Below are 19,392 nucleotides of genomic sequence, written 5' to 3' on the forward strand. Positions count from 1 at the left end.
AGGTCCGAATACTTACTTTGAAGGCTATGAAAATAATTTTGATAATGTAATATTTGCGGAAAGATTCTCTGAAGGTGAGATCGGCTTTGTTACCCAAGAGAGTTATAAGAAATTCAAAGTAAACCATGTTTCTTTAAATAAGGATTTGTTCTTGAAATTTTGGCCACAAGACAAAAAACAACATTCCCTATATAACATCGAAGACTTATCATTCCCTTTTTTTATTTCAAATCGTACAGATATTTTAGCAAATAAATCTGTACGAAAAAATAACTTTATTTGGTATCCAACTGACAAAGAGCTTAATCTGCAACACCAATTTTAACAGACTATATCAAAAGAAAATGTCCTACTAACAATAGGGTGTCACGACAAATTTCTCAAAAATCTTGAAGGCGCTTGGTTAACAGGTGTTTCCTTATCCCATGGCATGAACTTCTGTTTGGGATAAGTGACATATAAAAGACGCTTAGAGCGTGTTAAAGCTACAAATGCATTATTCTTTTCTTCATTAAGAGACGCTCCACCTTCCTTAACCGCTCGATAATCAGGAAATGTACCCTCATTCATCCCCATCAAAAAAACTATATCAAATTCTAGTCCTTTCACAGAATGAACTGTACCTAATATAACTCCGGTATTTTTGTTATTATTTAGGGAAATTCCTAAAGCAATTTGATTCCTAAAGTTAGATAATGTTTTATTCTCAGCAGTTGTTTGCAAAGAGTATGCCTTCCATAATGCTTTTAGCTCTTCTATATCTTGTATTACAAATCCCTTCTTTATTAAGTCGTTCGAATAATGAGGTGAAGTATTAACATATGCTTCTATCAGTTCCAATCCCTTTATAAAATTATTTATACCTGAATTAACAACTTTCCAGGACTCAAATAGAATGGTATATTCATTCTTTATATCAGATGAAATAATAAAATCTGATAATTTATATAGTTTATCAATTCCAACATTAGTATCTAATAAAGGAATTTTTTCTAACTCTAAAAGTTTACACAACTGTATAAAATGAAGTTTATCCAAAGAGTTCACTAGAATTCTAATGCCTAAATCATACATTTTAAGTAAATCACTTACAGGCTCGCTCAGATCATTTGTCTTTTTATAAACAAATGGAATTCGCTCTTTTCCTAATTCCTTTTCAAGACTTTTAAATACATATTTATTTCTTCCTAAAACAGCAATTCTTTCAGCAGTTATATCTCCCTCGATATCATTGTGCTTTTTAGAATCCAGGAAAAATTTAATCTTATTAGTTATGAACTCTGCTTCTGACTGTTCATTTTGACATTCAGAAATTGAAAATTCACCATTGATTACAGCATTAGAAATATCTACTGAATTTGGAATTAACTTTTGTGCTGCTGTTAAGACGGAAATAGAAGATCTGAAGTTTTCCGCAAGCTGTATTATTGGGGCGTTAAAATCAATGACAAAGTTTTCAGTCATAAAAGTTTTACTTGACCCATTAAATCCATAAATCGCTTGATTAGGATCTCCAACCATTAAAATATTATTGTGTTGCTTACCGCATAGTGCTTTGATTAATTCATATTGTGCAAAATTTAAGTCTTGAGCTTCATCAATGCATACATATCTAAACATCTTTCTATATAAATCGGCGACAGCCGGACGTTCAACAAGGATTTTATAAGCGAGACAAATTACATCATCAAAATCTATGGCATTTTGAGAAGATAACACAGCGTTATATTCATGGAAAAGTAACATTGTTTCTTCATCAGCCGCTTCATTCGTCTGAACAAGCCCACATAAATTCTTTTTTTGCTGGCTGATGTAATTTAAAACATCAAATATGAACTTCTGCCTATCTTTATCTGAAGCTCCTGTAACGTATTTTTTTAATGATAGGTTATTCTCAAATACCTCAAGTAAAATTTCTCTTCTATCATTTTCCCGCTCAAAAATATGCGGCATTTTATCTATCCCTATTGCAGTACCTTTTGAACGAATAAGCTCAAGGCAAAATTTATGAATAGTTCCAATGAATGCCCTATCCTTTATGCTCTGTACATCTTTAAGGCGTGTTTGCATTTCATCCGCAGCTTTATTTGTAAATGTTAATGCTAACACTTTAAATGTTCCTGGTTGCGAAGAGAGTAAATATCTTACACGTTCAGTCAAAACTCTCGTTTTACCGCTTCCTGCACTTGCCAAAACAAGCATAGGCCCGTCTTTTGACTCAACTATTATTCTTTGTTTATATGAAAGCCTGATTTCCATTATATATTAGCTTTATCAATTTCAATTTTCAAATCAGCAGATATTTTATCAAAAAGACTTTTCAAGATTGGAGGGAATCGTCTTTTTTTATCTTCTAATTTCACGATAATTTCAGTAACAATAGGGCTTATTGAGGTTTTGTTCTTAGACATATAATTCAAAATATCCAAATCACTAAATGCAGATATTTCAACTTTCCTTTTCTCAAGAAGTTCTGCTCTGGCAGTTTTCTCCTGTTCACTATTAAAAACTAAATTTTTATAGATTGCGTTTTCGATTTCAATAATTCCATTCTTAATTTCGTTTTGATAGCCTAACTCAATCAAATATTTTTCAAAGTCATTAGAGTTTGGAATTACAAATACATTTGAGGGACTATCATCGAGACTAATCTTAATTTTTGAAAGAGCTGATTTTACTTTTTTGACAGGATCAGGCTCTCCATCACTAAGTATGTACCAAGGAATATTGAATGTTTTACAAAGGCGAATAAAAGGTAAATAATTACCTGCTCCTCCAACTCCTACGAAGTTTATCCCTAGCTCAAAAGTGTGTTTGGCCCAATACCCTTTACCGAAAATCGGCAAAGATTGTTCTTCCGTTTCTCCTTCAAAAAGAACAACAGCCTTTGCAAAAAGCAATTCTCCTCTGGAATGCATTACTTCTCTTCGTAATTTTCTCAAATCTTCTGGGAACATTCCATCTATACTAAATTGAGATACTTGAGGATGGTCATTTGATTTGTAAAAGTGCCTAATCTCTTCTAAATCGCATTGTCCTGCAATATATGGAGAGTGCGAGGTAATAATTTTTTGACCTTTGATCTCTATTAGCTGAGAATATAAATGCCTTTGTGCATTAGGATGTAAATGAGCTTCTGGCTCTTCAAGTGCTAAAATGGGATAATAGGGGCTTGCTTTTCCCTTTTCAAAACTATCGGCAAGCCACGTTATATATGCTTTGAATGCCAAAAGGGAAGCCCAGCTTCTAGTTCCCATCCCATGATATTCAAGGGGAAAACTTTCATTTTCACCATCTTGAAAATTAATATTCAGTCCTTTATTCAGATCCCTAATTTTTTTGTTTAAAGGAGTAATATCAATACCCGTACTTCCTGATGGAATCGTATTACTTAATTCTTTTAACCTATCACGTAAATGGGATAAAACTTCACTATTCCCTACAATATCATCATTTAGACTCTTTATTTTTTTTTCGAGTTCCTCGATTTTCTTTGGATCTATTTCAATTTTAGAAATAAGTTTCCCGAGATAGGAGGAACGATCCTTCAGGTCACCTAATATATCTCGTTGAGCATCTATAAAAAACAATGGCAATGTTTGAAATGACGACTTTAAAGGATCTAAATATTCCTCTTTCTCCCAGTTTTCAACGTTTTCCTTCCAATCACTAATCTTATACTTTTTTATTTCGTAATCATTTTTGAAGATGTTATATGACACCTCAGTTCTAAAAGCCACATACTGGTTATCATTCCTATCAATATTTATTAGATCACCAAATTCAACATCTCTCCACAAATCCGTAAACTCTTTTATTCTTTCGCTGTTCTCATTTACAGGAATGATCCTTACATCAATTCGAATTTTATTTGCTTCATTAGAAACATCTTCTTTACTTATATGAAAATCTTCTTTTGATACAAAACGTTTTTCAATTCCTAAAGCCAGGTTAATTGCCTTTAGGAATGTGGTTTTCCCCGCGTTATTAGCACCAACAAGCAAAGTAAGAGGCGTTAAATGTACTTCGATATTCTTCAGAGAGCGGAAGTTAGAAATTCTTACAATGTCAATTAAAATACTCATTAGTTTAGTCCTTTTTAGATGCAGGTAATTTTAAAACCAAAATGAATAATTTGAATTATAACAGATTCAATAAGCAAAATATAGAAAAAGCCACCAACACGGTGGCTTTTCTATATTTTTGTTCGTCAATTTTAGTTCTTAGGTTTCCCTTGCAACAATTCTACTTTTTCCTTTTCACTTGCCAACAACCGTTCATATAACTCTACCACCTTATCAATAGGATTAGAACTGCAATAGTAATTAATGGCATTCAACGTAGAACTGTCGTTACTATTAAAAGTATTTGCAATAACATTAATCGCAGCTTCTTCGTTAAATTTCTGAATAGCTTCCGGGGTCACTTTCAACACTTTAGCGACCTGTTCTAAAATATCCGGTTCTATAGTTTCTTTCTGTTCCAATAGAGATATTTTCTTTTGTGTCCAATCATCGCCTAATTCATAGGCAAGTCCTTCCTGCTTCATACCCAGCATTTCCCTGAAACGTTTAACGTTCTTTCCTTCGTGTACTTTGTTTGGCATATCAGTGTTTGTCATGCTACAAATATAATAAATCTATCAATGGAATAATGAACCCCAAAGGGGTATAAAATACCGCTAAGATATTCTATTTATTCGGCAAGATAGCTAATTAAAGTATTGAATATGAGGGTATTGTTATGTTGTTTTGATTACCAAATCGATACCATATGACAAAGCAGGAATATAAGACGCTTACCTATAGGCCCACTCAAATGGAGAGTAACGGTGTAGGTAAGCCTCATGAAGCGCTGGAGGTCTTTTTTAGTGATTTCACAGTAGAAGATTGCCGGAAGCGCCTTTGGGAACTATATAGCCATTGGATAATTAACCATGAAAGACAAGGAACTGAGCATAATGAAGCCAGCACCATACTGCTTTTCTATACTCATACTGAAATGCTGATAGAAGCCGCTTATTTGCTCTATAATAAGAAAAAAAGGAAAGATGCAGCAAAAGAAGCAGCTCCACTGCCAGAAATACCTGTACTCAAACCGGACGAAACCCTGGTATCCATAACCCCGGATGAAACATTACAGCAGGTGATACAGGCAATAGTCAAAGAAGCGCTGCCAGAAAGGATATTTCTCATTAACCCGATTAGTGACGGCCAAAGCGGAGAGAATTTACAGTTAGAGCTAATGGTATTGCTGCCTGAAACGGCCTCTAAGCCGTTTGATGAATACCACAATAGTATTACTGCTGCCTGTAAGGATATGGCATCAGTCAAGATCTTAATACGGAAAGCGCAGGAAGTATATAGCTTTTTACAACAGGGACATATATTTTACTCTGTGGTTTGTACAGATAAGGCGCTTGTATATAGTATAAATACTGTCCCCTTGCCAGTTCCTGAACATTTACCCGTAGCTGAAATACGGGAAAAGGCGTATAAAACTTTTGAGCAGGATACCCCTAAATGTGAAGCATTTATAGACGGAGCCAGGTATTACCTGCTTACAAAAAAGTACGGCATAGCAGCATTTATGTTACAACAGGTAGTAGAACACCTACTGCGGGCTGTCATTGCCAGCCTAATGAACCGGAACGTATTTACCCATAACCTCACCAGTTTACTACAGACATGCCGGTTATGTGCCAAAGAAATAACTACAGTATTTCCACGTGATACGGATAAAGAAAAAGAGTTTTTTCAACTGTTAAACACGGCCTATGTAAAGGCCAGATATACTAATGATTACGAAATCGGCGAGTATGAAGTGTCTATCCTGCTGGAACGTGTTGAATACCTGCAATTTAGAGCCAAAGAGGTCTGTACGAAAAAAATCGAAGCATTCGGCCAATCTGTAAAATCATCAATCACCCAGTAAATTACTGTTTATGCCACAACCACACGACTTTTACCCGCAAAACTTATCTGTATCTGAAATAGCCAATCCATACATGGTAGCTAATACCTTTTTCCATGAATATGACTTAGCCTATGTAAAAAGAACCATCGCCAGTTGGATGGCAGCGGTATATAAAACGGCCAGCTGGAACAATGAATCCCCCGGTAATCTTGTCTATTTTTCTGAAAGGCTTTTACGGTTAATTGAAGCCGGATGGCTTATTAATCAGATGGACAATAGCGAAAGGCTGGCTAACCTAAGGTTGCAGTATCCGGAAGGAGAAATTGACATGATGAACCCTACCTTGTATTGCAAATTTGTACATAAAGACTACCCTTGGGATTATTTCCCCCGTAGTCTAACGCGGAAAGAATTTATTACCCCTTATAAAGTCTTTCCCAAATTCTTTCAGTTTCGTACACTATCCGAATGGAAAGAGGAACTGCATAATATTTTACATATTGCTTTAACTGGCGATAACATGGAGGCTACAGGAGATGTAATTGATGTATTGGCATTTAAAAAGCATCTTGATAAACTTGCAGATGCCTGCCACTTAATCAGCGTCAGGGAATTTGAATGGTCTAACGGAGAAATCATAGTAAAAACCATTAACACAACAAATAATGAAGGGGAAAACGCTACAGAAAAAGATTGATAAATACACTTGCAAATTAGGCCACAATCTAATGTGTATCCGTATGAAAAAGGGGATTAGCCTGTCTGCTACTTCGACTGACACAGGTATCTCCGTATACACATTACATAATATTGAGAAAGGGAAGTACCAGCATATAAGGATATTAGTACTTTTCCGATTGGCCAAATACTACCATATAATGCTGTCAGATTTATTTGAAGGTATGGATTAGGATACGCTATTCACCAACATCTTTAATATGTGTCAGCCACTTTTCTACCTGATCATAGATTTCCTGCACATCTTTTTCAGGGTAATTCTTGAACATATAATCAGCAAACTTAGCTTTCGTTTTAATATCTTCCCATTCCATAACCGTGAGGCTTAACATCGGCCATTTCTTGGTTTGTTGCATAAATCCATATAATGGCAGATAAGGTGGGGCATAGTAAAAGGAATTATCTACCAGTTCATCATATAAAGGGCGATTAAACGCCCTTTTCATATCCCCAACCACATCATACAGAATACGAAATTTACTGCCTTGCTGTATAGTAGTAGCTAATGCAGGCATTCCCTTATCCTGGAAGAAAACAAACAGGTAATCTATGAACCCTGGCTCCATTTCGTCACACAAATCTTTGCTGTAAAAAGTATAGTCCAGCTTAAACTGGTCTAAAGAAAAATCAGGCAGTCGCTTATCAATAATGTAATTAATCAAAAGTTCTTCCTTCTCCATAATCTGCTCCAGCGAAGGGCCATGCATTTTCCCATCCATGAATATTACATATCTGGCTTTGGAAAACAATTCAAAATAGTAACTCTTAAAAACAATTGTTTTCCTGTCAAAGGTTACCTGTACATATAAAGGATATGTAAGCTGACCGTGAAAAAACACCTGTTTTAGCCGGTCATTGAAATATGTTTTATAGCTAACCTTGTACGTCTTTTCCATTTTTCACTCATTTTATACGTAATGGCATCAAAACGTGTAACAGAATCTAATATACCCTTATTCCCAGCATACAAATCATACCAAAGTATGCTAAAGCTGACCAATGGGGGTAAGGCTTGCAAAATAAACACTCCAAATTAATAAAAAGTTTTGGTAAAAAACAAATTAACCTAACAAATTTACTATATTAGCATTGGAGGGTATATTCTCTTGCACAGAGAGATTTTGTGAAGTTGATAAAAGTGGAGGTGCAGATGGAAAACATTCAGCCCGAGAAAATAGTTGAAATACTAAAGGGGCATGGTACGCATGTAACTATTGAAGAAGCTAAATTGATTCTGGAATTTATGTACAAGTTGGCTCAAATTGCTTTAAACACATATTTAGGAAAATGAAAGCAGACTTATATATACGCGTCAGTACTGATGAACAGGCTGACAAAGGTTTCTCCCAGAGAGATCAGGAGGAACGTTTGCAGAAATATTGCCTTAACAATGGGATTACTGTCCGGAAAGTAATATTTGAGGATTATTCAGCGAAGACGTTTGACCGGCCGGGATGGAGCAATGAGCTTTTAGACCTAAAGAAACGGAAAGGGCAGATTGATGTAATCCTGTTTACCAAATGGGATAGGTTTAGCCGTAACGCAGGAGATGCTTACCAAATGATTAATATTCTTCGTAAGCAGGGAGTAGAACCACAGGCCATAGAACAGCCATTGGATATGACAGTCCCGGAAAGCAAAATAATGCTTGCGGTCTATTTGGCAACGCCGGAAGTCGAAAATGATCGTAGGGCACTTAATGTAAGATACGGCATGCGCAGGGCAAAAAAGGAAGGGCGGTGGATGGGGCCAGCTCCTGTAGGATATGTCAATAAGATAACAGAAGATTTCAGAAAGTATATAGCCCCTGAGGAACCTTCTGCCAGTATTATGAAATGGGTATTTGATATGTTGGCAACCGGCCAGTATCAGGTAGAGCAATTATATAAGGAAGCCTGTTTAAAAGGCATTCGTTGCTGCAAGGCTAATTTCTGGAAATTATTGAGAAACCCGGTCTATTGTGGTAAAATATACCTATCTGCTTTTAAAGATGAAGAAAGTAAGCAGGTACAGGGTCTGCATGAACCTATTATATCGGAAGCACTATTTTATGAAGTGCAGGATATATTGGATGGCAAAAAGAAGGATTACCGCACAAAAGTTGGTTCACAGGAAATAATGCAACTACGTGGCTATTTACTTTGCCCCAGATGTGGTAAACTATTAACGGGCAGTGCTTCTCGTGGTAGAAATGGCCAGTATTATTATTATCACTGCATTTCCTCCTGTGGTGCAAGATTTAAAGCAGAACAGGCTAATGACCTTTTTTCAAAGGAACTACGCAAATTTATACCCAACCCCGGCATGGCAGAATCTTATAAATACGTAATTAATTCCGCCTATAAAGTACATGCAAAAGGGCATCATGGTGAAGTCAGACAAATTACGGATCAGCTAAATGAAGCACAGGCTGATATTGTAAAAGCAAGAAAATTATTGTTAAGGGAGGATATTAGCGCTGCCGATTATAAGGAAATCAAAGCTGATTGTGAGAAAAGAATTACCCAACTTGAAGCCGGTCTAATAGAACTTTCCAGAACAACCACTAATATAGAAGCCTTGCTTGACAAAGCAATAACATCTTTAGTCAGGCTTGAACAGCTGTATCTTGACAGTGATGTAAAGAAGAAGCGGCACATTATTGGTTCGATATTTCCCGAAAAACTCACTTTTGACGGATTCAATTATCGAACCACCCAAATCAACGAAGCCGTTAAGCTAATATACAGTCTGGACAAGGGATTCACCCAAAATAAAAATGGACAAACCGAAACTAATTTCGATTTGTCCACTTTGGTGAACCGGATTGGATTCGAACCAATGACCTGCTGCTTAGAAGGCAGCTGCTCTATCCAGCTGAGCTACCGATCCGTTTTCCAAATTTCCCGTATATTTACCGTTTCATTTGGGAGTGCAAATCTAGTGAAAATTCCCTTTATAAAACAAATTTTTGCCATTCAAAATTTAAAAAAATTTATGGACGTTAAAATTGAAGCAAGTTGGAAAGAAGTTTTAAAAGATGAATTTCAGAAATCTTACTTTGAACAAATCGCCCTCCATCTCAAGCAGGAGAAGGCTTTGAACCGCACCATTTACCCTCCTGGCAACCTTATTTTCAATGCTTTCGACAAGACTCCCTTCGATAAAGTTAAAGTTGTTTTATTAGGACAAGACCCTTATCACGGTCCCGGACAAGCACATGGTTTATGCTTTTCTGTACAGGATGGCGTTAAACCTCCACCTTCCCTTGTGAATATTTTTAAGGAGCTGCATGCCGACCTCGGCCTGCCTATTCCACAAGGAGGGAACCTTACCAAATGGGCAGATCATGGCGTATTGCTCCTTAATGCATTCCTCACTGTCCGCGCCAATGAACCCGCTTCTCACTCAAAAGTCGGCTGGGAAAACTTTACGGATGCGGTAATCAGAAAGGTGTCAGAAAATAAAAAAGATGTGGTATTTATTCTTTGGGGACGGTTTGCCCAGGACAAACAGGTACTGATAGATGCGACCAAACACCATATTCTGAAAGCGGCGCATCCATCGCCTTTCAGTGCTGATAAAGGATTCTTTGGCTGCAGGCATTTCTCTAAGACAAATGAACTACTGGCAAAAGCGGGTATTGAACCTGTGGATTGGAGTTTATAACAATATGTAGCTATAATGGTTACCCGTTACACCCTGTATAACGAGTACCCATTATAGCTATATACTTTCTATTATTTACCTGCTTTTAATTCATTACCCGCTCTAATCACCGCTTCATTCACTGCCTTCACCCTCTCTATATCCATTTTCTCCACCTCCCTGTCATAAGTCAACATCCCATTCACCTCATGCTCCACATCCGTCGTCTGCGTATATATAGCTACACTCAATCCTTTATACCTCATCAATTGCTCCACCTGGTCCATCAAAAGCACATAACTATCCGTTAATCGCTCCTTAGTCGGTTCATAAGCATATGCATTATTCTCCACCGGCCACATATGCCCCCGTACAAACAAACCAACACCTCCAAATTCACCCAACGATGCCGCCCGCTTATCATCCGGTACAGAAGCCCCATAAGGCCCCACGTAAATATGTGTATCTACAAAATCTCCATTTCCAGGATCACCTGCAGGCTCCTGATACCCAGGGTTATTATTAAATCCTGAATTACCATTTACCAGCCTCGAAGGATCCAGCTTCTTTACCCAATCAGTCATTTCTTTTACATCAAATGCCCCCCAGTTTTCATTGAATGGTACCCAGGTAATGATAGAAGGGGAGTTGTAAAGATCATCCATCATATCTACTAATTCCTTCCGGAAAGCACTTCTATTCTTTGCCGTATCTTCATGCTGATACCAGATAGCCGGCATATCCTGCCATACTAGCAGGCCGAGCTTGTCTGCCCAATAGTAAAACCGCTTAGGCTCAGTCTTCATATGTTTCCTGATTAAATTGAAACCAGCTTTTTTTGTAAACGAGATATCAGATCTTAACGCTTCTTCTGTAGGTGCCGTCAAAATGCCATCCGGCCAATAACCCTGATCCAGTAAGCCAACCTGCATGATAAATTTATTATTTAGCAGTGGTCTTATCACTCCATTTACTTTACCCAGTTTTATATCACGCATCCCAAAATAACTGCTGACTTCATCTTTGATATTCCCTTTATTATCCGTCAGGGTTATTTTCAGATCATATAAAAACGGATCATCGGGCGACCATAATTTTGGCTCTTTTATTGGCATATATAAAAGCGTGCCGGAGCGCCCTGAAATTTCAGACACTACGTCTGAACCATTCAATGCAACAGCCTTTACCTTTGCCTGATCTGCATCCACAAATACCTGAAGCCTGTTGTTGACAAGGTCAGGTAATAGCCGGATACTTTTAATATAATGTTCACTGACTGGCTCCAGCCATACACTTTGCCAGATACCTGATGTAAAGGTATAATCGCCCCGTGGACCGTTTTTGCCGGAAGGTGTTCTGCCATCGTTAGGATCATGTGCTGCAACGACAATTGTGTTGGTACCAGCTCTTAGAAATTTTGTAATATTGATATTAAAGGAGCTATACCCACCAGCATGCACCCCGGCTTTTTCTCCATTGACAAATAAGGTCGCATCATGATCTACTGCATCAAAGTTGATGATGATTTGCTTCCCTTTCCATGCGGCAGGCATTTCAAATGTACGGCGATACCACATATTGATTTCCTGATTCCGCGCAATACCTGACAGCACAGACTCCGGACAGTAAGGCACCAATATCTTTTCCGCTTTATCACTAAAAGCAATCGGTTTAACAGGGGCAAATGCACTCGCCACTTCTTTACCACCTATATAATCCCATTTCCCATTCAAACACATCCATTCCTTCCGCTCCAACTGCGGACGTGGGTAGTCAGGAAAAGGAACCGCTGCTGCCATCGCAGCTTTCGTCCATTGGGTAGGTAGTTTGGCTGTTTGGGCTTTTACGGAGAGTCCGTGGAATAATAGGATGCCCAAATATAGCAGGCAGTATTTTGTTTTCATAATAAACAAAATACAAATAAAAATAGCCGCATTATAGCGTGTAGCTATTTTTCATTGAATGTGATGGCGATGCCAGGACTGGCCAAAGCTGAGAAACTGGCAGAACTGAGTGTGAAGAGATTAAGCGCCGGCGCCAATGTGGTACAGGAGGCATAGCAGGCCGTAGCAAAAGCAGCACAGGTGTTTCTTGCAACAGGCGATGCTGCGATATTCCAGCAAGAGGCCATGTCACGTAGAAAACTCAACCAGCTATTTGTATCTTTGCAGTAAACTATTTCATCTATGGAAGATACGAGGGGCATGATGGACAAAATCAGGCATCACGATAAATTAGCTATCGCGTTGAATGAAAACTGTGCTATCCAACTACCGGATGATGTGAAAGCAATTTTGGTAAAACCTCACAGACTCTCCTTTTACTATTTTCAATACATGGTGAAGGGGTCCGCCACTTTTGTGGCTGACATGCAGCAATTTACTGTTGGGGATGGCGGACTGGTCTACGGTTTGCCTAACCAGGTCTTTACCAAATTGCCTTACGATAAAAATATGCAGCAGTATGCGCTCTCTTTTGATGAAAGCACGCTGATGCTGTTGCCAGGTTCTTATCCATTCCTTGTCAATCCTTATAATGCCAATACTATCTCTTTTGACGAGGCTGCTCAGCAACGGGTAAAGAATCTTCTGGCCGGACTATTTCAGCTTTTGCATGCGCCTGGTAAACAGAAGAAGTCTGAAGTGATCCTCGCGCATTTGCATGCAGTACTGACTGAGTTTAATACCGCCTATTTTGAGCGGTATGAACGTAAGGAGGTGAACACCGGTTCCAAGTTATCAAAGTATATCGCCTTTAAATTGGCTGTAGAAACGAACCTGTCTGAGCAGCATGATGTGCAGGGTATTGCGGATAGACTCGCTTTAACTTCAAGCACCTTGTACGGTATTGTAAAGGAATTTGCAGGCGTTTCGCCCAAAGAGTGGATCACTAACCGGCTCATGCTGGAAGCACAGCGGAAATTACAATATTCAAAATTATCAGTGAAGGAACTGGCTTATGAGCTGGGCTTTACTGACCCCCGTTATTTCTCCCGTGTTTTCAAAAAGAGTACAGGGAAGCGTGTAAGCACCTATCTGTCCGAATTACAGGATTTGTCCCACAATTAAAACGATTTGTCCCCATCGGCTGTTTTTCTGCCTGCTACCTTCGTTGCATAAATCAGAAGGTATGAAATCAGCATTAATAACAGGCGCTAACAAAGGTATTGGCTTTGAAGTAGCAAAAATACTTGCGCAAAAAGGTTTCTTTGTTTATTTAGGTAGCCGTGATCCTGAAAACGGCCAGGCGGCAGTTGAAAAACTGAAAGCCGAAGGATTGACCAATGTTTCAGCAATACAATTGGATGTGACCAGCCAGGCATCTGTGGATGCGGCAAGAAAAGCAATCGGTGCTTTAGATGTACTGGTCAACAATGCTGGTATTTCCGGTGTATCAGCGCAATCTGCATTAGAGACGGCAGCGGATCAGTATCAGAAAGTATATGATACCAATGTATTTGGTGTAGTAAGGGTGACACAGGCTTTCATTGATTTATTAAAAAACTCCCCCGAGCCTCGTATTGTAAATGTAAGCACGGCTATGGCTTCGCTTTCTGCAGCAGCGGATATTTACAATAGCAATTATCCTAAGCGATATGTAGTATACCAGTCTTCCAAGTCAGCGTTGAATATGTACACGGTGAATCTGGCGTATGAGTTGCGGGATACTGCGTTTAAAGTGAATGCTGTTTGTCCGGGGTATACGCAAACTGATTTTACGGGGCATCAGGGTACCAGTACACCTGAAGAAGCAGGGCAAAGGATTGCTAAATATGCGTTGATAGGGCAGGATGGTCCGACAGGGCAATATTTCAGTGAGGAATATTATCCGGCGCCGGCTAATTGTCCATGGTAATTAGAATAGGAGGGGGGATTATAAATAAATGAAACTCCTGGGAATCGCATAAAATGGAATCTGACTCCATCAGGTATCCGAATAAAAAGAGGGTGTATCAAAGTTAGATACACCCTCTTTTTATTCAAACCAGGTTGTTAAGTCGCCATTCCTGGGGTTGTTATGATATAGTTATCCATTTGTAAAAGCCAGTTTTATGCAAAAGCGAAAATAATGGATAATCATAAGGTACACTACTTTATGGCAGGTACTGCAAAATGGCAATCCGGGTGATGGCTTTTGCCATATTTGGTAGACATACCTGACTTGTTACTCCTGTATCGCAATATTTCGATATTGAACGGTTTTAGATGATATATTATATATATAAATACTTAAAATCAATGAGTTTGTCATATCCCAACTAAATTTGGCGAAAAAAAAGTTCAACTGCTCTTACTTTGAGTTACCTTCGCATCCCAATTTTCTGTGATAGATTTAATGTAAATGAGAAAGGATATCAGAGCTACCATCAGCGCACTAGGAGGCTATGTACCATCGAATATTTTGACAAATGAGTTTTTATCGACAATCGTAGATACTTCCGACGAATGGATCAAACAGCGTACTGGTATTAAAGAAAGACGTATTGCAACCGCAGAAGATGAAGCTACTTCGGATCTGGCAGCATCAGCCATCAGGAACTTACTGGATACCTACCAGGTAAAACCAGAAGAGATTGAGGCGGTCATTCTGGCCACTGCTACTCCGGACCACTTATTGTCACCAGCCAGTAGCCTGGTATGTAAAAAAAGCGGACTTAGCAATGCTTTTGGTTTTGACCTCAATGGGGCCTGCAGTGGTTTCCTGTTTGGTCTGACTATGGGGGCTAGTCTGATCGAAAGCGGCAGGTACAGGAAAGTCATTGTGGTGGGGGCGGATAAAATGAGCTCTATCGTTGATTATAATGACAGAAACAGCTGTATTCTCTTTGGAGATGGTGCAGGAGCCGTTTTGCTCGAACCTACCACTGAAAACTACGGGGTAATGGATAGTGTACTGAGAACTGATGGCGCAGGAAATGACGCGCTGCTGGTACCAGCCGGTGGGTCAAGACTGCCTGCTACGAATGAAACCTTACAGAACAGAGCGCACTATATCAAACAACATGGTGCATTGGTATTTAAGAATGCGGTAGAGTCCATGGCTACAGCCTCTGGTGAAGCCCTGGATCTCAATGACCTGGATGCAAACGAAATTGACTGGGTCATTCCACACCAGGCAAATATGAGAATTATCCAGGCTGTGAGCGACAGACTCAATATTCCATTTGAAAAGGTAAAGATCAATATAGAAAGATACGGGAATACTACTTCGGCAACAGTACCGTTAGTATTGTGGGATTTTGCAGAAGATTTTGAGCCAGGGCAGAATTTGCTGATCACTACATTTGGTGCAGGATTTTCGTGGGGAGCTACCTGTTTGAGGTGGGGACAGTTAATCGCAAAAAAGGAGCAATTTGAATATGCATTACCAGAAAGCGTAACAATATAAGATCTGATATTACAATATTGCAGGCAGCGGAAACGCTGCCTTTTTTATTTAATTTTACAAAAACATACTAACTAGTATGTTTTTGTATTACTTTTGCATTGTTCAAGTGATTAACTATGTATCAGACGATTTTAGTATTACATTCTATTAACCGTTACCTTGTACTTATCAGTCTTGTTTATTGTATAATAATGGCCTGGAACGGCGTGCGGGGAAACAAGGTTTTTTCCTCTACTGACAATACTTTCAGACATTTGACTGCGACTATTGCACATATACAGTTGATGCTTGGTCTTTACCTCTATATTATTAGTCCTGTTATCAGATATAATGTGTTTGAAGAGTATACATTCTTTCGTTATTTACACATTGCATTGATGGTAATTGCTATTATCATAATCACAATAGGCTCCGCCAAAGCAAAGCGGATGGAAACAGATAAGTTGAAATTCATGACGATACTGCTATGGTTTTCACTGGCGCTATTGATCATATTGATCGCCATACCATGGCCTTTTTCACCATTGGCTCACCGGCCTTATTTCAGATCATTTTAATCTTATTTAGTGTTATGTTACAACTTTTCAAGACGCCCATAGGACGCCTCAGGATCATTGGATTTTTCGAAGGTATTTCCCTGCTGATTTTGGTGTTTATTGCTGTGCCATTAAAGTATTGGGGTGGGCAGCCAGCCATGGTAAAGACGATGGGGCCTATTCATGGGTTGCTTTTTACCTTATTTGTCATCACGACACTCAGCGTAGGTGTGACGTACAAATGGAAGTTCTCCGAGGTTTCGTGGAAGGTGTTAGTTGCCTGTATTATACCATTCGGAACTTTTTATGTTGATAAATACATACTTGCGCCACAAGCCAATAATGAAAACAGGTAAGTAGAACTCATTTCATAATTACCCTTCAAGCATTGACTATCAATTACAAATACCCATTTATGAAATGAGTTCTAGTTATCTGTCTCAAAGTGATTCCTTTGCCAGATGGAGTTTTGATCTGTAGGGTTGTGATAATGTGCTACGTATAGAAATTAAATCCGAAATTGCAGGGTCAATCATTCAACTCCTGGAAGATAATGGTTTTGAATGTGAGGAACTGAACGATTAAAATAAACATCCAGATGAAAAAGGCGGAGGCAACAAGGATAAATATTTTACAGAAAGCATTTGAGTTAATTTATGTGAAAGGGTATAAGACAACCAGTGTTGATGATATTATTGCAACTACCCAGGTAACAAAAGGCGCCTTTTATTACCATTTCAAAAATAAGGACGAAATGGGGGTGGCAATTATCAATGAACTGATGAAACCTGCGCTTACGAGTAGTTTTATAGCGCCTTTGGAAAAAGAAGGATCAGCACTGGATGCTATTTATAACCTGATGTATCATTTGTTGATGAAGGATGAATTTATGAAAGTTGAGTATGGTTGTCCTGTGGCTAATCTGGCTAGTGAAATGTGCCCCTGGAATGAGGATTTTAACAATGTATTGAATGAAGTGACCGAGCAGTGGACAAAGTTGATGACCGCTACTGTTGAGAGGGGAAAGAAAAGCGGGACAATACGAAAGGATGTGAATGCAAAGCAGGTGACGATGTTTGTAATGTCTGGCTATTGGGGGGTGCGCAACTTTGGGAAGCTGGCGAATAGCAGGAGTCCGTATATGCTATATCTGAAGCAGCTTAAATACTACCTGGACACATTGAAGGCATAAAAAAACGGGGCTTTAGGCCCCGTGTTGTTAGTTAAACAGTACAGCGCCACCGGCTTTTTTCAAGGTAAGCGTGATCGTTGAACCTATTTTTTGTTTTTGTAGTGTGGAGGATTGCCCATCCCCATCTTTAATGATAGATACTTCTTTATTTGCCAGCATGGGCAGTGCGATTGTCAATGTCTTCTCTTTCGGTTCTCCGTTCACTGCGGCTACATACCATTTGGTACCTTTGCGTCTTGCTATTACACAGTATTTGCCCGGATAGCCATCGATCAGGCGGGTTTCATCCCAGGTGGTGGGTACATTCCTGATAAAGTCCAGCAGGTATTCCGGTTCTCCTGTCATATTATCGGGTGTTAAACCCCAGTGTTGCACTGATGAAAAGAACAGTACGGCAGTTGCCATTTCAAATGCATCTGTAGTACGTCTGATAGAACCTTTTTGTTGGGTACGGCTTAAGCGTTTATTGAGGAATACCGGTCCAAAATCCATTGGCGCCACTGCATTGCGTGTGAATGGATAGATGGTAGCGGTTTGCGGATAGTTATCACAGAATGATTGCTGGAAGACGAGGTTTTCTGATGCCAGTACGGCTTCGCTGGTTACATAGTTCGGATACATCCTTTCCCAGCCCCTTGGCAGGGTGGCGCCGTGGAAATTAATGACCAGGCCGAAGTCAGCCGCATCCACTAAAATATCGTGGTACAATTGCATCGTTGCCTGTTTATCTCCGCCGAAGAAATCAACTTTTAATCCTTTAATACCTATTTTTTGTAACCAGGCCATTTCTTCTCTGCGCACGTCTCTTTCATTCATGCGGTTCCTGGGCGTAAGCGGGGCATCATTCCAGGATCCATTGCTATTGTACCAGAGTATCAGCCCAACCCCTTTTGAGGCTGCGTAACGTGCTAATTCTTCCATTTTCTCTTTACCGATCTGTGTATCCCAGAATGCATCGATCAATACATATTCCGCTTTCAGTTGAACAGCCATATTGATATAAGTCACCTGGTCATTGTAATTGGCACTGCTATCCTGCCATACAATCCAGCTCCAGGCAGCACGGCCGGGAGTAAATATTTTTTTAGAACTGATCACCGGTTTTACGACATCAGTGGCTACTGTAGATTCAACAAGGGGTTTAAGGTCATTACCTACGGTAATGGTTTTCCAGGAAGTCTGTAAAGGTAGGGGCGCACTGGCGCTTACCGGCCCTTGTCCGTTGTTTTCACCGCTTTGGGGGAAAGCGATCGTATACAGACCATCAGCAGTACCATCACTCAGGTGTGTACCCACATAGTTGCCTGCCACGCCTGTTTCGGAAACCAATGCCCATTGCTGGCCGGCTACATGGAACAATGCCGGGAAGGTATATCCTGCTTTATATTGTGAGGCGGTGCCTATAGGCTCATCGAGTGTATAAGTTTCCTCGTAGGAGGGTTTTGTTTTCATCCAGCCGCTCATGGGCAATGCCTGTGGTGTGATAAACGTAGTCGTTGCTGCGGGGAAGTCGAAACCGGTTACTTCTTTTTCTACCGTACAGGTGAGGGGGCCTTTGCCGTTCTGAGGAATGCGGTAGGAAAAGGCCAGGTCCCGGTTGCTCACACGGAACAGCACCTCTATTGTATCTTTGCCGGCATTGGTAAAAGCACAACGCAGTTCATTCGCCTTGTAATCTACCTTGCTTACTTTCGATCTGTTAAGAGTGTATTGTTCCTGCACGGGTTGCTTTTTGTTACCAGCCCATTGTAGTTGTTGGGAGAAATCGCCGATACTGCTCACCAGTCCTAATTGCGATGGCTCCAATACCTGTTTGCCGGCATAGGTAACGCTATAATAAGCTTTTCCTTCCCGGAGCTGAACATTGACCAGTAGTTGGTTGTCCGGACTTTTAACAAGAACATCGTTTTTCTGAGAAAAGGCTTCAGTACCGGCAAATGCGGTAGCTAAGAGGCATAGCAACGTACGTTTTATCATATCATGGAAATTATTGAC

The 19,392-nt window shown here is 39.6% G+C and carries 17 protein-coding genes, 1 tRNA gene and 1 pseudogene; 12 read left to right on the plus strand and 7 right to left on the minus strand.

All coding sequences use genetic code 11. From position 1 onward, the window contains the following. A partial coding sequence (locus BW716_RS37095; protein WP_179091308.1) for a hypothetical protein occupies window positions 1-325 on the plus strand: 325 nt, incomplete at its 5' end. 41 nt (window positions 326-366) lie between these two features. On the opposite strand, the gene BW716_RS28240 is transcribed toward BW716_RS37095, so the two are convergent. The 3 genes from BW716_RS28240 to BW716_RS28250 all read right to left on the minus strand — a co-directional run bounded on the left by BW716_RS28240 (window position 367) and on the right by BW716_RS28250 (window position 4,621). Continuing rightward, window positions 367-2,259, minus strand: a complete 1,893-nt coding sequence (locus BW716_RS28240) for an ATP-dependent helicase (RefSeq protein ID WP_083729329.1) — start codon at window positions 2,257-2,259, stop codon at window positions 367-369. Continuing rightward, window positions 2,259-4,085 (minus strand): ATP-dependent endonuclease, encoded by a 1,827-nt coding sequence (locus BW716_RS28245; RefSeq protein ID WP_083729331.1) that lies wholly within the window; start codon window positions 4,083-4,085, stop codon window positions 2,259-2,261. The genes BW716_RS28240 and BW716_RS28245 overlap by 1 nt, the downstream gene beginning before the upstream one ends. 131 nt (window positions 4,086-4,216) lie before the next feature. Next, window positions 4,217-4,621 carry a helix-turn-helix transcriptional regulator gene (locus BW716_RS28250; RefSeq protein WP_083729333.1) on the minus strand — a complete coding sequence of 135 codons (405 nt, stop codon included), beginning with the start codon at window positions 4,619-4,621 and terminating at the stop codon, window positions 4,217-4,219. A gap of 152 nt (window positions 4,622-4,773) precedes the next feature. Here BW716_RS28250 and BW716_RS28255 point away from each other — a divergent pair, with 152 nt between their 5' ends. From BW716_RS28255 to BW716_RS39200, 3 genes are read left to right on the plus strand one after another with little or no spacing between them, the layout of a single operon-like run. Continuing rightward, a complete protein-coding gene (locus tag BW716_RS28255; protein WP_083729335.1) occupies window positions 4,774-5,934 on the plus strand; it encodes a HEPN domain-containing protein in 1,161 nt (386 codons plus the stop codon). Between the two features lie 10 nt (window positions 5,935-5,944). Then, window positions 5,945-6,613 (plus strand): hypothetical protein, encoded by a 669-nt coding sequence (locus BW716_RS28260; protein ID WP_083729337.1) that lies wholly within the window; start codon window positions 5,945-5,947, stop codon window positions 6,611-6,613. Between the two features lie 43 nt (window positions 6,614-6,656). Beyond that, window positions 6,657-6,827 (plus strand): helix-turn-helix transcriptional regulator, encoded by a 171-nt coding sequence (locus tag BW716_RS39200; RefSeq protein WP_179091309.1) that lies wholly within the window; start codon window positions 6,657-6,659, stop codon window positions 6,825-6,827. Window positions 6,828-6,833: 6 nt separating this feature from the next. Here the strand turns inward: BW716_RS39200 and BW716_RS28265 are convergent, their stop codons facing one another. Beyond that, complete coding sequence (locus tag BW716_RS28265; protein WP_083729339.1) at window positions 6,834-7,550, minus strand: hypothetical protein; 717 nt, start codon at window positions 7,548-7,550, stop codon at window positions 6,834-6,836. Between the two features lie 391 nt (window positions 7,551-7,941). On the opposite strand from BW716_RS28265, the pseudogene BW716_RS39205 reads away from it, so the two are divergent. Next, window positions 7,942-8,718 (plus strand): annotated as a pseudogene (locus BW716_RS39205) (recombinase family protein); the annotation flags it as partial. Between the two features lie 730 nt (window positions 8,719-9,448). Here the strand turns inward: BW716_RS39205 and BW716_RS28275 are convergent. Continuing rightward, window positions 9,449-9,525 (minus strand) — tRNA-Arg (locus BW716_RS28275). 105 nt (window positions 9,526-9,630) lie between these two features. Between BW716_RS28275 and ung the strand changes: the two genes are divergently transcribed. Continuing rightward, the gene (ung, locus tag BW716_RS28280) at window positions 9,631-10,302 is read left to right on the plus strand and encodes a uracil-DNA glycosylase (protein ID WP_083729341.1); all 672 of its coding nucleotides are present in this window, start codon (window positions 9,631-9,633) and stop codon (window positions 10,300-10,302) included. Between the two features lie 71 nt (window positions 10,303-10,373). Here the strand turns inward: ung and BW716_RS28285 are convergent, their stop codons facing one another. Continuing rightward, a complete protein-coding gene (locus BW716_RS28285) occupies window positions 10,374-12,185 on the minus strand; it encodes a glycoside hydrolase family 2 protein (RefSeq protein ID WP_083729343.1) in 1,812 nt (603 codons plus the stop codon). A 282-nt stretch (window positions 12,186-12,467) separates the two neighbouring features. Between BW716_RS28285 and BW716_RS28290 the strand changes: the two genes are divergently transcribed. The 6 genes from BW716_RS28290 (at window position 12,468) to BW716_RS28315 (ending at window position 17,397) form a co-directional block, all read left to right on the plus strand. After that, a complete protein-coding gene (locus BW716_RS28290; RefSeq protein ID WP_083729345.1) occupies window positions 12,468-13,349 on the plus strand; it encodes an AraC family transcriptional regulator in 882 nt (293 codons plus the stop codon). Window positions 13,350-13,410: 61 nt separating this feature from the next. Continuing rightward, window positions 13,411-14,136: an SDR family oxidoreductase gene (locus BW716_RS28295; RefSeq protein WP_083729406.1), complete on the plus strand. Its 726-nt coding sequence runs from the start codon at window positions 13,411-13,413 to the stop codon at window positions 14,134-14,136. 486 nt (window positions 14,137-14,622) lie between these two features. Then, window positions 14,623-15,669: a beta-ketoacyl-ACP synthase III gene (locus BW716_RS28300; protein WP_083729347.1), complete on the plus strand. Its 1,047-nt coding sequence runs from the start codon at window positions 14,623-14,625 to the stop codon at window positions 15,667-15,669. A gap of 191 nt (window positions 15,670-15,860) precedes the next feature. Next, window positions 15,861-16,226, plus strand: coding sequence for a hypothetical protein (locus tag BW716_RS28305; protein WP_235643964.1), 366 nt, complete (start codon window positions 15,861-15,863; stop codon window positions 16,224-16,226). 14 nt (window positions 16,227-16,240) lie between these two features. After that, the gene (locus BW716_RS28310; RefSeq protein WP_083729351.1) at window positions 16,241-16,561 is read left to right on the plus strand and encodes a DUF3817 domain-containing protein; all 321 of its coding nucleotides are present in this window, start codon (window positions 16,241-16,243) and stop codon (window positions 16,559-16,561) included. A 242-nt stretch (window positions 16,562-16,803) separates the two neighbouring features. Continuing rightward, window positions 16,804-17,397, plus strand: coding sequence for a TetR/AcrR family transcriptional regulator (locus tag BW716_RS28315; RefSeq protein ID WP_083729353.1), 594 nt, complete (start codon window positions 16,804-16,806; stop codon window positions 17,395-17,397). A 27-nt stretch (window positions 17,398-17,424) separates the two neighbouring features. Here BW716_RS28315 and BW716_RS28320 read toward each other — a convergent pair whose 3' ends face one another. Then, the gene (locus BW716_RS28320) at window positions 17,425-19,374 is read right to left on the minus strand and encodes a glycoside hydrolase family 97 protein (protein ID WP_083729355.1); all 1,950 of its coding nucleotides are present in this window, start codon (window positions 19,372-19,374) and stop codon (window positions 17,425-17,427) included. Window positions 19,375-19,392 lie beyond the last annotated feature (18 nt).

This window comes from [Flexibacter] sp. ATCC 35208 (genome assembly GCF_001975825.1).
Taxonomy (GTDB): Bacteria; Bacteroidota; Bacteroidia; order Chitinophagales; family Chitinophagaceae; genus Chitinophaga.

Excerpts from the sequence above, each read along its gene's own strand:
- BW716_RS28240 (WP_083729329.1), bottom strand. The coding sequence starts at position 2,259 with ATGGAAATCAGGCTTTCATATAAACAAAGAATAATAGTTGAGTCAAAA.
- BW716_RS28245 (WP_083729331.1), bottom strand. The coding sequence starts at position 4,085 with ATGAGTATTTTAATTGACATTGTAAGAATTTCTAACTTCCGCTCTCTG.
- BW716_RS28250 (WP_083729333.1), bottom strand. The coding sequence starts at position 4,621 with ATGACAAACACTGATATGCCAAACAAAGTACACGAAGGAAAGAACGTT.
- BW716_RS28255 (WP_083729335.1), top strand. The coding sequence starts at position 4,774 with ATGACAAAGCAGGAATATAAGACGCTTACCTATAGGCCCACTCAAATG.
- BW716_RS28260 (WP_083729337.1), top strand. The coding sequence starts at position 5,945 with ATGCCACAACCACACGACTTTTACCCGCAAAACTTATCTGTATCTGAA.
- BW716_RS39200 (WP_179091309.1), top strand. The coding sequence starts at position 6,657 with ATGAAAAAGGGGATTAGCCTGTCTGCTACTTCGACTGACACAGGTATC.
- BW716_RS28265 (WP_083729339.1), bottom strand. The coding sequence starts at position 7,550 with ATGGAAAAGACGTACAAGGTTAGCTATAAAACATATTTCAATGACCGG.
- ung (WP_083729341.1), top strand. The coding sequence starts at position 9,631 with ATGGACGTTAAAATTGAAGCAAGTTGGAAAGAAGTTTTAAAAGATGAA.
- BW716_RS28285 (WP_083729343.1), bottom strand. The coding sequence starts at position 12,185 with ATGAAAACAAAATACTGCCTGCTATATTTGGGCATCCTATTATTCCAC.
- BW716_RS28290 (WP_083729345.1), top strand. The coding sequence starts at position 12,468 with ATGGAAGATACGAGGGGCATGATGGACAAAATCAGGCATCACGATAAA.
- BW716_RS28295 (WP_083729406.1), top strand. The coding sequence starts at position 13,411 with ATGAAATCAGCATTAATAACAGGCGCTAACAAAGGTATTGGCTTTGAA.
- BW716_RS28300 (WP_083729347.1), top strand. The coding sequence starts at position 14,623 with ATGAGAAAGGATATCAGAGCTACCATCAGCGCACTAGGAGGCTATGTA.
- BW716_RS28305 (WP_235643964.1), top strand. The coding sequence starts at position 15,861 with ATGGCCTGGAACGGCGTGCGGGGAAACAAGGTTTTTTCCTCTACTGAC.
- BW716_RS28310 (WP_083729351.1), top strand. The coding sequence starts at position 16,241 with ATGTTACAACTTTTCAAGACGCCCATAGGACGCCTCAGGATCATTGGA.
- BW716_RS28315 (WP_083729353.1), top strand. The coding sequence starts at position 16,804 with ATGAAAAAGGCGGAGGCAACAAGGATAAATATTTTACAGAAAGCATTT.
- BW716_RS28320 (WP_083729355.1), bottom strand. The coding sequence starts at position 19,374 with ATGATAAAACGTACGTTGCTATGCCTCTTAGCTACCGCATTTGCCGGT.